The organism is [Mycobacterium] fortunisiensis (assembly GCF_019050325.1).
Lineage (GTDB): Bacteria > Actinomycetota > Actinomycetes > Mycobacteriales > Mycobacteriaceae > Mycobacterium > Mycobacterium fortunisiensis.
In genome coordinates, this window is the sequence record NZ_VOMB01000026.1 from 25,422 (window position 1) to 38,235 (window position 12,814).

At 66.4% G+C, this 12,814-nt stretch carries 13 protein-coding genes; 5 read left to right on the forward strand and 8 right to left on the reverse strand.

The genetic code is table 11. The features are described from left to right. Positions 1-10 precede the first annotated feature (10 nt). The gene (locus FR943_RS23600; protein WP_217160713.1) at positions 11-613 is read left to right on the forward strand and encodes a TetR/AcrR family transcriptional regulator; all 603 of its coding nucleotides are present in this window, start codon (positions 11-13) and stop codon (positions 611-613) included. On the opposite strand, the gene FR943_RS23605 is transcribed toward FR943_RS23600, so the two are convergent. From FR943_RS23605 to hsaA, 6 genes are all read right to left on the reverse strand, one after another. Beyond that, positions 606-1,445: a mycofactocin-coupled SDR family oxidoreductase gene (locus FR943_RS23605; protein WP_217160714.1), complete on the reverse strand. Its 840-nt coding sequence runs from the start codon at positions 1,443-1,445 to the stop codon at positions 606-608. The genes FR943_RS23600 and FR943_RS23605 overlap by 8 nt on opposite strands. Positions 1,446-1,627: 182 nt before the next feature. After that, the gene (locus tag FR943_RS23610) at positions 1,628-3,004 is read right to left on the reverse strand and encodes a hypothetical protein (protein ID WP_217160715.1); all 1,377 of its coding nucleotides are present in this window, start codon (positions 3,002-3,004) and stop codon (positions 1,628-1,630) included. A gap of 243 nt (positions 3,005-3,247) precedes the next feature. Then, on the reverse strand, positions 3,248-3,847 hold the full coding sequence (hsaB, locus tag FR943_RS23615; RefSeq protein WP_217160716.1) for a 3-hydroxy-9,10-secoandrosta-1,3,5(10)-triene-9,17-dione monooxygenase reductase subunit: 600 nt from the start codon (positions 3,845-3,847) through the stop codon (positions 3,248-3,250). A gap of 2 nt (positions 3,848-3,849) precedes the next feature. Continuing rightward, positions 3,850-4,749, reverse strand: coding sequence for an iron-dependent extradiol dioxygenase HsaC (gene hsaC, locus FR943_RS23620; RefSeq protein WP_217160717.1), 900 nt, complete (start codon positions 4,747-4,749; stop codon positions 3,850-3,852). A 3-nt stretch (positions 4,750-4,752) separates the two neighbouring features. After that, positions 4,753-5,628 carry a 4,5:9,10-diseco-3-hydroxy-5,9,17-trioxoandrosta-1(10),2-diene-4-oate hydrolase gene (gene hsaD, locus FR943_RS23625; protein ID WP_217160718.1) on the reverse strand — a complete coding sequence of 292 codons (876 nt, stop codon included), beginning with the start codon at positions 5,626-5,628 and terminating at the stop codon, positions 4,753-4,755. 15 nt (positions 5,629-5,643) lie between these two features. Next, positions 5,644-6,834, reverse strand: coding sequence for a 3-hydroxy-9,10-secoandrosta-1,3,5(10)-triene-9,17-dione monooxygenase oxygenase subunit (hsaA, locus tag FR943_RS23630; RefSeq protein ID WP_217160719.1), 1,191 nt, complete (start codon positions 6,832-6,834; stop codon positions 5,644-5,646). Between the two features lie 168 nt (positions 6,835-7,002). Between hsaA and FR943_RS23635 the strand changes: the two genes are divergently transcribed. After that, complete coding sequence (locus tag FR943_RS23635) at positions 7,003-8,064, forward strand: ferredoxin--NADP reductase (protein ID WP_217160720.1); 1,062 nt, start codon at positions 7,003-7,005, stop codon at positions 8,062-8,064. Between the two features lie 28 nt (positions 8,065-8,092). Beyond that, positions 8,093-8,665 carry a hypothetical protein gene (locus FR943_RS23640; protein WP_217160807.1) on the forward strand — a complete coding sequence of 191 codons (573 nt, stop codon included), beginning with the start codon at positions 8,093-8,095 and terminating at the stop codon, positions 8,663-8,665. On the opposite strand, the gene FR943_RS23645 is transcribed toward FR943_RS23640, so the two are convergent. Beyond that, complete coding sequence (locus FR943_RS23645; RefSeq protein ID WP_217160721.1) at positions 8,594-9,109, reverse strand: Rv1443c family protein; 516 nt, start codon at positions 9,107-9,109, stop codon at positions 8,594-8,596. The two genes, FR943_RS23640 and FR943_RS23645, sit on opposite strands and share 72 nt — an antisense overlap. A gap of 60 nt (positions 9,110-9,169) precedes the next feature. Between FR943_RS23645 and FR943_RS23650 the strand changes: the two genes are divergently transcribed. After that, positions 9,170-9,784 carry a TetR/AcrR family transcriptional regulator gene (locus FR943_RS23650; RefSeq protein WP_217160722.1) on the forward strand — a complete coding sequence of 205 codons (615 nt, stop codon included), beginning with the start codon at positions 9,170-9,172 and terminating at the stop codon, positions 9,782-9,784. 7 nt (positions 9,785-9,791) lie between these two features. Here the strand turns inward: FR943_RS23650 and FR943_RS23655 are convergent, their stop codons facing one another. Then, positions 9,792-11,933, reverse strand: coding sequence for an acyl-CoA dehydrogenase family protein (locus tag FR943_RS23655; protein ID WP_217160723.1), 2,142 nt, complete (start codon positions 11,931-11,933; stop codon positions 9,792-9,794). Positions 11,934-12,134: 201 nt separating this feature from the next. Here FR943_RS23655 and kstR point away from each other — a divergent pair, with 201 nt between their 5' ends. After that, on the forward strand, positions 12,135-12,812 hold the full coding sequence (gene kstR, locus FR943_RS23660; RefSeq protein WP_218046137.1) for a cholesterol catabolism transcriptional regulator KstR: 678 nt from the start codon (positions 12,135-12,137) through the stop codon (positions 12,810-12,812). Positions 12,813-12,814 lie beyond the last annotated feature (2 nt).

A 12,814-nucleotide genomic window follows, 5' to 3' on the forward strand; every position in this document is an offset into this window, starting at 1 on the left:
GCGCACTGATATGGCCACACCCCGCCAGGCCCGACAGTCCAAGGAGAAGGACGCCGGCACCCGCCAACGGCTGATCGAGGCGACCGCCCAGGTCATTCGCGACGAGGGGTATGCCGCGGCCACCACCCGGCGGATCGCCGCGGTGGCCGGCGTGCGCTCGGCGCTGGTCTACTACTACTTCGACACCCTCGACGACCTGTTCGTCGCGGTTCTGCAATCCGGGGCCGATGCCGCCCTCGAGCGGATGCGTGACGCACTCACCACCGACGATCCACTGCGCGCACTGTGGCTGATCAACTCCGACTCCCGGGCCACCGGACTGAACACCGAGTTCATGGCACTGGCCAACCACCGCAAGGCGCTCGGCGCCGAACTCAAGGCCTACTCCGAACGGGTCCGCGACATCGAAACCGCCGCAGTGGCCGGGGTTTTGCGCTCGCACGGCGTGGACATGGAGGAGTTTCCACCGGTGGTGATGTCGATGCTGCTCACCCAGTCCGCCCGCAGCCTGTGCAACGAAGAGGCGGTCGGCGTGACCGAGGGCCACGCCGAGTTCCGCGCCTTCGTCGAACGGTTCCTGCGCCGATTCGGCACCGGGCAGCCCGCTACTTGAGCATGCTGCCCGCGTCCACCGTGACCGGCAGACCGGTGACGTAACGCGCCTCGTCGGAAGCCAAGAACAGCACCGCGTTGCTGATGTCCACCGGCTCAACCCAGCCCACCGGAAGCACGTGCATGAGCTGGGCCACCACTGCCATATCGTCGGGCCCCGGGTTCTCCAGGTCGGGACGGAACAACTTCATCGTGCCGTCGTTCATGAACATCGGGGTGTTGACGTTCGTCGGGCACACCGCGTTGACCCGAATCGAGTGCTGGCCCAGTTCCACCGCGAAGCTGCGCATCAGACCGATCACGCCATGCTTGGCCGCGATGTAGTGGCCGGTGTGCGGGTAGGCCTTGAGCCCGCCGACCGAGCTGGTCAGCACGATCGAGCCGCCCTTCCCACCGGAAAGAATGTGCGGCACTGCGGCTTTCACCGATTTCCAGACGCCGGACAGGTTGACGCCGATCATGTCGTCCCAGTCGGACTCTTTGGTCTCGTGCAGGACGTCGCCGCCGTTGCCGATACCCGCGTTGGCCACCACGATGTCGAGCCGGCCCAACTGCTCGACGCCGCTGTCGACGGCCGCCTTGAGCGCGTCGAAATCACGCACATCGACCTCTGCAGTGACGATCCGCCGGTTGAGACCCTTGACCAGGTCGGCAGTCTGCGCCAGGTCATCCGGGGTTGACGCCGGGATCGCGCTGGTATCGGTGACCGGAGCGCACACGTCGACCGCGATGATGTCCGCACCCTCCTGCGCCAACCGCAAGGCGTGACTGCGGCCCTGTCCACGCGCCGCGCCTGTCACAAAGGCAACCTTGCCCTCGACTCTGCCTGCCATAACCATCCCTTCCTCAAATTTGATCGATCGATCAAACATTGCATCGAACATTCCCGTAGTCAAGAGCTGATTTGATCGACCGATCAACGGCAGGGGCGGCCGGCGGACGAAACGGCCGGTAAGTGCCCGGACACGACTGGGCCCCACCCTGACGGATGGGGCCCAGTTACGTGGCGTGCTACTTAGGAGTCGGAGCCCCCTTTGGACTTACCGGACTTGGCCGGCTTTGCCTTGGACTCCTTGGTCTTGGCCTTCGACTCCTTGACCTTGGCCTGCCGGTCTTCCTTGGCCTGCTTGATCTTGGCCTGCCGGTCTTCCTTGGCCTTTACCCTGGCTTCTTTCGCCTCGTTGATCCGGTCCTTGATCCGCTCCGAGATCGACGGCTTGCCCTTGTCAGCGTTCCCCTGCGCCTCACCAGTCGCCGCCTGCTCAACCGAGAGAGCCTTGGCGTCCGACCCGTCGTGCTCCACAGAACCGCTGGTCAATTCGGACTCGTCCGTCAGTTCGACCGGTGCCGCCGACTTGATCGGCGTCTCGATCGCGGCCTTCGGCGCGGCGAAGTCAGCGGACAACCGCTGAGCCGAGACGACCGTGCGCTTCGTCTGCGGGCTGACCCCGTCTTCCTCAGGAGCCTCGACCTCGGGGGTGTTGTCAATAGCGCCGGCGAGAGCCTTCGGGATGTTGATCAGCACGCTCTGCACCAGACCGTTGACATGCGTCCTGTCGCGCACGGGGGTGTAGCGGATCAGACCCGCCCATTCGGTGTGCCCCGGATCTTCGTCGCCGTAGTCGAATCCATTGAGGACCGCGTTGGCCACGACGCCCGGGGTGTTCACCAGGGCGTTGACGACCGCGGGGATGTCTCCCTCGCCGATGCTCGTGCCGATCGCATCGGCAATTCGGGAAAGCTCGAACACCGCGCCGCTGATCGGGGCGAACACGCCCTGGAACACTTCGGCCAGCGCATCAGTGCTGAGACTCGCACCGATCAGATTGGTGAAGTTCTGCGCGATCTGCTCGGGGATTCCGGCAATGTATTCGGTCTCACCGCGCGGCACACCCGAGAAGATGAACCCGGGCGCCCGCAGTGGGGCGCTCAGACCTGTGCCCAACCCGTACAGCAGCGACTTGTTGAAGTCTTGGTAAGCGCCCGCAATGTCGCCGTCGCTCAGCTTGGCCTGCGCCGCGTCCAAGAGCACCTTGCCGTCGTCGCCGTTGTACCACCTCTCGATCGCCGCCGGAATGCCAGTGAAAGCCCCGACAGTTGTCTCGGCATAACCCTGCTGGTTCTCCAGCACCTGGCGCAGCAACGGCGCCGGGTTGGCCAGCAGAGCACCGCCGAGTCCCTCGAGGTTGGTCACCGTGTTCTCGATCAGCGCGCCGTACACCTCCAGCGGTGAAGCGGTGGCATCCATCGCCGCGGTCAGATCGTAGGCCAGGGTCTTGGCCTGAGCGGCCTGTTGGGTGGCCACCGTGTTCGGCGCGACTGGCGTCACGGCGATGGCGCCGACGCTCAGCACGGCAACGCCGCCGAGGAGGAACTTATCTCGCCGACTCACCGCTGAGACAGGGCTGGGCTCGGGAACAGGTTGGTGCACAGGTTCTCCTGAAAGCTGATATTTGACTGAGGAACAATCAAAAATTAGCTGAGTGTAGCCTAAGAATCAATAGGGAAACCTAACCTCATTTTCGCACACGTAAGTTAACTCTGAACGGCTGGCGAATCACGACAGGCGGTACCGCAGAACACAGAGCGGGCCCCCTCCGAATGGAAGGGGCCCGGTCTTCAGGCAGATGGAAACCTAGAGCCAGGTGTCGGACGTGGTGGTGGTGAGGAACGCTTCCAGATCGTCGCGCCACTGCGCCGGGGTGTTCTTGTCCGGCTCGATCCCGGTGTACTCGCCGCGGTAGAACAGCAGCGGCCGGGGCTTGCGCTGTGTTCGATGCTCCTCGCGCGAGCGCTCGTCGGCGGAACCTTCGGACAGCGAATGCACCGCGCCGAACACCACAAAGTGGTCGCCGCCATCGTGCACCGAGTGCACGGTGCAGTCGATGTGCGCCAGTGTGCCGTCGATGATCGGTGAGCCCAGTTCCGATGCCGTCCAGTCGATTCCGGCGAACTTGTCCGGCGCCTTGGAACCGAACTGCGCCGACACGTGCTGCTGGTTTTCGTGCAGCATGTTCACACAGAACTTCCCGCTGGCCTCGATGGCCTGCCAGGCGCGGGACTGCTTGGTGGGGCAGAACAGCACCAGTGGCGGGTCGAGCGACAGCGCCGCGAACGACTGGCAGGCGAAGCCGATCGGCACGTCCTCGTGCACGGTGGTGATCACCGTGACGCCAGTACAGAACTGGCCGAGCACATTCCGGAACGAGCGCGGGTCGATCTCGGTGGTGGACATGCCTACTTGAATCCCACAGAGAAGTCGTGGCCCCACAGGCTCACGCCGACACTCTCCCGCGCGACCCAGTTCTCGTCCTCGACCTCCAGGCCCTCACAACCGAATTCCATGTCGAAACCGCCGGGGGTCTTCATGTAGAAGGACAGCATCTTGTCGTTGATGTGCCGGCCCAGGGTGGCCGACATCTTGACCTTGCGGCGATTGGCCCGGTCCAGGCACAAGCCCACGTCGTCGGAGTTCTCCACCTCGACCATCAGGTGCACGATGCCCGTCGGGTTGGGCATCGGCATGAAGGCCAGCGCGTGGTGACGCGGGTTGCAGCCGTAGAAGCGCAGCCACACCGGATCGCCGTCGGCCGGACGACCCGCGAGCTGCGGCGGCAACTGCATCGAATCGCGAAGCTTGAAGCCCAGCACATCCTGGTAGAACGCCTGCGCGGCGGCGTCGTCGTCACAGGTCAGCACCACGTGCCCCAGGCCCTGCTCGGCGGTGACGAACTTGTGACCATACGGGCTGACGAACCGGCGTCCCAGGTATTGCGCGCCGTAGAACGCCTCCAGCACGTTGCCGGCCGGATCGGAGAACCGGATCAGCCCCTCGACCCGGCGCTCGCGGATCTCGTCCCGGGTGCCCTCGACGAAGTCGACGCCCGCCTTGGACAGGCTCTCCCGCAGGCTCTGCAGTGCCGGCGCGTCGGCGACCTCCCAGCCGGAGACCAACAGCCGGTCCTGCTCACCGGGCACGATCACCAGACGGGCGGCAAAGTCATCCATCCGCAGGTAGAGCGCACCGGGGGTGGCCCCGTCGCCCTCCACCATGCCCAAAACCTTCAGCCCGAACTCGCGCCACGCCGCCACGTCGGTGGCCTCGATGCGCATGTAGCCGAGTGCCTTGATGCTCATGGATCAGCCTCCCAGGAAATCGATGGTGAGCTTGTTGAACTCGTCGAACTTCTCGACCTGAGCCCAGTGCCCACACTGCCCGAAAACGTGCAGCTGCACCCGTGGAATCTGCTTGACCGCGACCAACGCGCCGTCGAGCGGATTGACGCGGTCCTCCCGGCCCCAGATCAGCAGCACCGGCTGGCGCAGCTTGTACACCTCGCGCCACATCATGCCGAGCTCGAAATCCGGACCGGCGAACGACTTGCCCATGGCACGCGTGGCGGCCAGCGACTCGGGAGTGCTGGCGATCGCGAACCGCTCGTCGACCAGCTCCGGGGTGACCAGCTTCTGGTCGAACACCATGATCCGGATGAACGCCTCGAGGTTCTCCCGGGTCGGTTCGAAGTTGAACTTGGCCAGCGCCTTGACGCCCTCGGTCGGGTCCGGCGCGAACAAGTTCACGCTCAACCCGCCCGGGCCCATCAAGATGAGCTTGCCGGCCCGGTCCGGGTAGTCCAGCGCGAAGCGCACCGCGGTGCCGCCGCCGAGCGAGTTACCCAGCAGCGGAACCCGTCCCGTGATTTCCAGCTTGTCGAGCAGGCCCAGCACCGCCTTGGCGCTGTAGCGGTTGTACTGCTCGTGCTCGGTGTGCTTGTCCGACAGGCCGTAACCCGGCTGATCGATGGCGAGCACGTGGTACTTCTCGGCCAGCACCGCGATGTTGCGGCCGAAGTTCGACCAGCTCGAGGCGCCCGGCCCGCCGCCGTGCAGCAGCACGATCGTCTGCGCCGTCGGGTCGCCGGCCTCGTGGTAGTGCAACCGCATGGCCAGCTCGCCGGCCTGCACATCGGCGTAGCGGGAGGTGGATTCGAACGTGATCTCTTGCGTAGCAGTCATCGTCAGACCGTCAGATCAGACCATCGTGTCGGCCGGGGGCAGGCCGAACTCGTTGTTGCCGAAGATCAGGTAGGCGCGCTCGGGGTCGTTGGCGGCGTGCACCCGGCCGGCGTGCGCGTCACGCCAGAAGCGCTGCACCGGAGCGTCATTGGCCAGCGCGGTGGCACCGGAGGCCTCGAAGAGCCGGTCGATCGAGGCGATCGCACGGCCGGTGGCGCGCACCTGGTCGCGACGGGCCCGGGCCCGCAGCTCGAACGGGATCTCCTTGCCGGCCGACAGCAGGGTGTACTCGTCGGCGACGTTGCCCGACAGTTGACGCCAGGCGGCGTCGATGTCGCTGGCCGCCTCGGCGATCCGGATCTTGGCGAACGGATCGTCCTTGGCCTTCTCACCGGCGAAGGCTGCGCGCACTCGCTTGCCCTGGTGCTCGACGTGGGCGTCGTAGGCGCCGTAGGCCATGCCGACGATGGGCGCCGAGATGGTGGTGGGATGGATTGTGCCCCAAGGCATCTTGTACACCGGGGCGGTGTTGGTCTGATAACCGCCGGCGGTGCCGTCGTTCATCGCCTTGTAGGACAGGAAGCGGTGCTTGGGCACGAACACGTCCTTGACCACGACGGTGTTGCTGCCGGTGCCGCGCAGGCCGACGACATGCCAGACGTCGTCGATCTCGTAGTCGGTGCGCGGGATCAGGAAGCTGCCGAAGTCGACCGGCCGGCCATCTTTGATCACCGGTCCGCCCAGGAAGGCCCAGGTGGCGTGGTCACAACCCGAGGACCAATTCCACGCGCCGTTGACGATGTAGCCGTCGCCGGTCTCGGTGACGACACCGGCACCCATCGGGGCGTACGAGGACGAGATCCGCACCGCGGTGTCCTCACCCCAGACGTCTTGCTGAGCCTGCTGGTCGAACAGCGCCAGGTGCCAGTTGTGCACGCCGATGATGCCGGCTACCCAGCCGGTGGAACCGCAGGCACTGGCCAGGCGCCGGACCGCCTCGTAGAAAAGCGTCGGATCGCACTGCAGGCCGCCCCACTGCTCGGGCTGGAGCAGCTTGAAGAAACCGACCTCCTCCAGCGCCTTGACGTTGGCGTCGGGCAGCTTGCGCAGATCCTCGGTCTCCTGCGCACGCTCGCGCAGCGTCGGCAGCAGTTCGTCGATGCCGGCCAGAACCGCCTGAACGTCACGCTGTTCAATGGATGTCACGGAAATGCCTCCCAAGAAATTTGGACTGCGATGAGCGCGAGCTGACCGCTTAACAGAGATTAGAACACGTTACGATTTGTGTCGAGTAGCGAGTTGCTACGGGGGCTGGACCAGGGCAAGTACGTTTTTGTAACCTGTTCTAGTTATGAGTGAAGAGAGGGTCCAGCCGTGACTGATGAGCCACTGGGCAGCCATGTGCTCGAACTGCAGGTGAGCGCGGTCGTCGAAGAGACGGCCGACGCGCGTTCCCTCGTGTTCTCCGTACCTGAGGGATCCCAGATCCCCGCCGACCGGCTGCGGTACTCCCCAGGCCAGTTCCTGACCCTGCGGATACCCAGCGACCGCACGGGTTCGGTGGCCCGCTGCTACTCGTTGTCGAGTTCGCCGCTGACCGACGATCAGCTGACCGTCACCGTCAAACGGACCGCCGACGGCTACGCGTCGAACTGGCTGTGCGACAACGCCCACGCCGGGATGAAGATGCACGTGCTGGCCCCATCCGGCACCTTCGTGCCGCGCAACCTCGACACCGATTTCCTGTTGCTGGCCGCAGGCAGCGGCATCACCCCGATGATGGCCATCTGCAAGTCCGCGCTCGCCGAGGGCACCGGCAACGTCGTCCTCGTCTACGCCAACCGCGACGAGAACTCGGTCATCTTCGCCGCGACCCTGCGCGAGCTTGCCGCCAAGTACCCCGACCGGTTCACCGTCGTGCACTGGCTCGAATCGGTGCAGGGCCTGCCCAGCGCCGCCGCCCTGGCCGCACTCGTCGCCCCCTACGCCTCACGCGAGGCGTTCATCTGCGGGCCCGGACCGTTCATGGCCGGTGCCGAACAGGCGCTGAAGCAGGCTGGTACCGCCGACGAGAACATCCACATCGAGGTGTTCAAGTCACTGGACTCCGATCCGTTCGCCGCGGTGGTGATCGAGGAAGACGACGACAGCGACCAGGGCCCGGCCACCGCGATCGTCACCCTCGACGGCACCACCCACGAGATCCGCTGGCCGCGGTCGGCCAAGCTGCTCGACGTCCTGCTGGACAAAGGCCTGGACGCACCGTTCTCTTGCCGCGAAGGCCACTGCGGCGCCTGCGCGGTGCTCAAGAAGTCCGGGGACGTCGAGATGGAGATCAACGACGTACTCGAACCCTCCGACCTCGACGAGGGGCTGATCCTGGGCTGCCAGGCCACACCGGTGTCGGATTCAGTCGAAGTCACCTACGACGAGTAACGAGCGGATACCTTTTTTCACGATGACGATCAACAGGCTCTCCGCAGCGAGTGCAGCAGCAGTGCTGACCGCCACTGCGTTGACGCTCCCCACCTCGGCCGCCGCCGCCTCGAACTCGGCGGTCACCTCCGTACCGGTGCCCGGCGGTCCCCTGATCGAGATGCACGTCAGCGCCGACTGTGCGGGCACCCGGTGCACGTTCCGAACACAGGCCAACATGCTCGGCTCGGAAGGCCCCATCGGCTTCCCCGGCGATGCCTGGGCCCGGCAGACCATCACCCTGCGCAGCATGAACCGCGACACCTGGCAGGAGGCGACCTACAGCGCGCCGGCCGGGATGCCCCGAGAAATCAAGGGCGCCAACCACGACAACGTGCTGTCGAAGTTGTACCGGTCGATCAACAAGGTCGAGATCTCAGCGACCTACTTCGGCGGCGGACCCATCGAACGGTTCACCATCGACGGCGAATCCGTGCCCACCAACTGGACCAACGGCCAACCCGACACCAGCTCCGATTTCATCGCGTGCTCAGTGATCCAGGTGGTCTACGGCGGGGTCAACGTCACCACCCCCAGCGCCTGCGCCCAGACCCGCTTCTGACATGTGCCTGCGCACGAGCTTGCGCCACCGGCGGTGCCGGTAGGCGTAGATCCCGCGGGCCAACATCACGACCGCCACGGTGAGCCGGCCGGCATCGATCTCGACGGTGTCGCTGTACCGGCACGAATGCTCGGTGACCGGCTCGACATGCAGCGTGTGGTCCCAGCGCCGCAGCACCCCGCCGTACTCGTGGGTGCGGATCGTGTGGCTGGTGTCATCGACATCGAGAACCTCGATGGTGTGCCGGTAGGCCGGGATCACGTGGAACGCGAACAGCCAGCCGGTACCCCGGTCGCCGGCCCGGAACGGTTCGGTGCGACCCGCCAGCGCCGGCACCCCGAACAGGCCACGGCAGACATAGAGGAATGTCGGGACCTGCTGCATGGCCTGCCACACTCGTCCGACCTCGGTTGGCAGAATCGTCTCCACATGAATGCGCTGCATACCACCGATTCTCGGCAGCCACACGGCGGTTGACTACTCGCTTTTCGCGCGGAGGTGACGATGACCCCGACCGATCGGTTCCGGCCCCGTAAGCAGCCGAGACAGCACCGTTCAGCCGAAACCCGCCAACGCATCCTGGCGGCGGCGGCTCGCGTTTTCGCCGAATACGGGTACGCCGCGGGCACCACCAACCGCATCGCCGCGGCCGCGGATCTGTCGATCGGCTCGCTCTATCAGTACTTCCCGAACAAGGACGCGATCCTGTCCGCGCTCACCGATCTGCACATCGACGCCGGAATCGCCCGCCTGCGCGAACACACCGCGGCAGGACTGCCGGCATCTCTGGACGACCTGCTGCGGCTGTTCGTCCGGACCACGATCGACAACCATCGCGACGACACCCGCCTGCACCGCGTGCTGTTCGAGGAGGCTCCGCGCTCACCGACCCTGCTGGACCGGCTGCACCGGGCCGAAGAGGACGCCGTGAACATGGCAAAAGCCTTGCTGGACAACCATTCTGACGTGACGGTGGCCGACACCGCGTTCGCGGCCAGACTGGTGGTCACCACGATCGAATCGCTCACGCACCGACTGTTGGCGTGTGAAAAGCCCGCCGACGCCGAACAACTCGAAGACGGCATCGTGGCGATGCTGGCGGGGTATCTGCGGACGTAGCGCCGACTTAGCGCGGCAGGCCCAGCAACCGCTCACCGGCCACGGTCAGCAGGATCTGCTCCGTGCCCCCGGCGATCGTCAGGCAGCGGGTGTTGAGGAAGTCGTGCACCTCCTGGTTGCGCACCACCCCGGCGCCGTCGGACAGCTCGAGGCGGAACTCCGCCAGCGCCTGGCGGTAACGCACCCCGATCAGCTTCCGGGCGCTGGCCTGCGCACCGGTGTCCTGACCGGCGACCGCGAGCTGGGCGATCCGCTGATCCAGCAGCGAACCCACCTGGGCGGTGAGGATCAACTCACCGAGACGGTCCAGGTCCGCCGGATCCACCTCGGCCTGCGCACCGAGAGCACGCAGCAGTTCCTCCATCGGATTGCCCAGCGCGGTACCGCCTGCCATGGCCACCCGCTCGTTGGCCAACGTGGTGCGGGCCAGCCGCCACCCGTCGTTGACGGTGCCCACCACCATCTCGTCGGGCACGAAGACGTCGTCGAAGAACACCTCGTTGAACAGCTCGTCACCGGTGATCTCGCGCAGCGGGCGGATCACGATGCCGGGCGTCTTCATGTCGATCAGGAAGTAGGTGATGCCTTTATGTTTGGGTGCGTCGGCGTCGGTGCGGGCCAGGCACACGCCCCAGTGCGCCTTCTGCGCCGCCGAGGTCCACACCTTCTGCCCGGTCAGCTTCCACCCTGCCGCACCGTTGGGGCCTTCGGCGCGAACGGCTTTCATCCGCAGCGCGGCCAGATCGGACCCGGCGCCCGGCTCGGAGAACAGCTGGCACCAGAACAGGTCACCGCGCAGGGTGGCCGGCACGAACTGATCGATCTGGGCGGGGCTGCCGTGCTCCAGGATCGTGGGCACCGCCCACCAGCCGATCACCAGGTCCGGACGCTCGACCCCGGCCGCGGCCAGCTCCTGATCGATCAGGAGCTGCTCGGCCGGAGTTGCGTTGCGGCCGTAGGGCCGTGGCCAGTGCGGCGCCTGCAGACCGGCGTCGGCCAGGGCCGCCTGTCGCTTCTCGACCGGCTGGGCAGCCACCTCGGCCACCGCGGCGCTGATCTCCGGGCGCAGCCCGGCCACCGACTCCAGATCGATCCGCAGCTCACGGCGCACGCCCTGCTGGGTGAGTGCGGCCGCGCGCCGAAGCCACCCGCGCCGGCCACCGAGCACGTGCGAAATCCCGTATGCCCGACGCAGATACAGATGGGCCTCGTGCTCCCAGGTGATCCCGATGCCGCCGAGCACCTGGATGCAATCCTTGGTGTTGGCCTTGGCGGCATCCACCCCGGCGGCTGCCGCCACCGCCGCAGCGATGGACAGCTGGGAATCGTCCGATTCGGACACCGCCCGGGCCGCGTCGGCGGCGGCCACCGAGATCTGCTCGGAACGCAGCAGCATCTCGGCACACATGTGCTTGACGGCCTGGAAGCTGCCGATCGGCTTGCCGAACTGCTCACGCACCTTGGCGTAGTCGGTGGCGGTCTGCAGCGCCCAGCGGGCCAACCCGGCCGCCTCGGCGGCGAACACGGCTGCCGCGATGTCGGCGAAGCGCTGCCGCGACACGCTCAACACCTGCGCCGGCACCGAATCCAGCACAAGCCGGGCCAGCGGCAACGAGAAGTCGGTGGCGGCGAGCACGTCGACCGTCACGCCCGCGGCACCCGCGTCGACCAGGACCACCTGATCTCCGGCCGGCAGCAACAGCACCCCGGCGGCGTCCGCACCCAGGACGTACTCGGCGGTGCCGGAAACTGTGCCGGTTTCGAGGTCACCGTCGAGCGTCAGGTCCGCGCTCAAGGCCGCACCGGCCGAGCGCTCACCGGACACCAGGGCTTCCAGGACCGCTTCGTCGGTGACGACCAAGGTGGCCAGCGCCGTGGTGGCCACCGGACCGGGCACCAGCGCGGCCGCCGCCTCGTCGACCATCGCACAAAGATCTTCGACCGTGCCGCCGGCGCCACCCTGCTCCTCGGGGACCGCGACACTGAAGATCCCTAGTTCGGCGAGCCCCTGAAACGGGCCGCGCCAGGCATCGGCGTCGTGCTCCGCCTCGCGGACGGCCGCGGCGGTGGCAGCTGCCGCCGCCCAGCTCCTCACCAGGTCACGGGCGGCAAACTGCTCGTCAGCGATGGTGGCAGATGCGCCGGACATGGTGGACCTCCTAGCCCCTAACGCGAGAAGTCCGTGCTTCCCACTAGAACGTGTTCTAATGGTGACAGTGTTCGACCGTCAAGTCGACCCGCATCAAAGCAGGACACGTCCGTGTGTTTACCGGCGCGGAGGTGCGCAGAAGGAGATCGGCGTGCGTATCGTTTTGCCCCAGGTACGCGACGAGGAGGAGCCACACACCCCATGTCCGGTGCATCACAGCCAACAGGCAAGGACTCGTCCGGCTCAGATTCGCGACCACGCGAGGTTCTGAACGTGGCCGTCCTCGCCGAATCCGAACTCGGCTCCGAAGCACAGCGGGAACGCCGCAAGCGCATCCTGGACGCCACCCTGGCCATCGCCTCCAAGGGTGGTTACGAAGCCGTCCAGATGCGTGCCGTGGCCGAGCGTGCCGACGTCGCCGTCGGCACGCTCTACCGCTACTTCCCCTCCAAGGTGCACCTGCTGGTTTCCGCCCTGGGCCGGGAATTCGAGCGCATCGACGCCAAGACCGACCGTGCGGCGATCAGCGGCGGCACTCCGCACCAGCGGCTGAGCTTCATGGTCGGCAAGCTGAACCGGGCCATGCAGCGCAACCCGCTGCTCACCGAGGCCATGACGCGGGCCTTCGTCTTCGCCGATGCCTCCGCGGCCGGCGAAGTGGACCACGTCGGCAAGCTGATGGACTCGATGTTCGCCCGGGCCATGGCCGACGGCGAGCCCACCGAGGACCAGTACCACATCGCCCGGGTCATCTCGGATGTGTGGCTGTCGAACCTGCTGGCCTGGCTGACCCGCCGGGCCTCGGCCACCGACGTGAGCAAGCGCCTCGACCTGGCCGTGCGACTGCTGATCGGCGCCGAGGACGAACCTAAGATCTGACG

What these genes read in the sequence shown, in the direction of transcription:
- hsaD (WP_217160718.1), bottom strand. Translation starts at nt 5,628, where the DNA reads ATGACTGCTACGCAAGAGATCACGTTCGAATCCACCTCCCGCTACGCC.
- hsaC (WP_217160717.1), bottom strand. Translation starts at nt 4,749, where the DNA reads ATGAGCATCAAGGCACTCGGCTACATGCGCATCGAGGCCACCGACGTG.
- kstR (WP_218046137.1), top strand. Translation starts at nt 12,135, where the DNA reads ATGTCCGGTGCATCACAGCCAACAGGCAAGGACTCGTCCGGCTCAGAT.
- FR943_RS23645 (WP_217160721.1), bottom strand. Translation starts at nt 9,109, where the DNA reads ATGCAGCGCATTCATGTGGAGACGATTCTGCCAACCGAGGTCGGACGA.
- FR943_RS23600 (WP_217160713.1), top strand. Translation starts at nt 11, where the DNA reads ATGGCCACACCCCGCCAGGCCCGACAGTCCAAGGAGAAGGACGCCGGC.
- FR943_RS23655 (WP_217160723.1), bottom strand. Translation starts at nt 11,933, where the DNA reads ATGTCCGGCGCATCTGCCACCATCGCTGACGAGCAGTTTGCCGCCCGT.
- hsaB (WP_217160716.1), bottom strand. Translation starts at nt 3,847, where the DNA reads ATGTCCACCACCGAGATCGACCCGCGCTCGTTCCGGAATGTGCTCGGC.
- FR943_RS23605 (WP_217160714.1), bottom strand. Translation starts at nt 1,445, where the DNA reads ATGGCAGGCAGAGTCGAGGGCAAGGTTGCCTTTGTGACAGGCGCGGCG.
- FR943_RS23650 (WP_217160722.1), top strand. Translation starts at nt 9,170, where the DNA reads ATGACCCCGACCGATCGGTTCCGGCCCCGTAAGCAGCCGAGACAGCAC.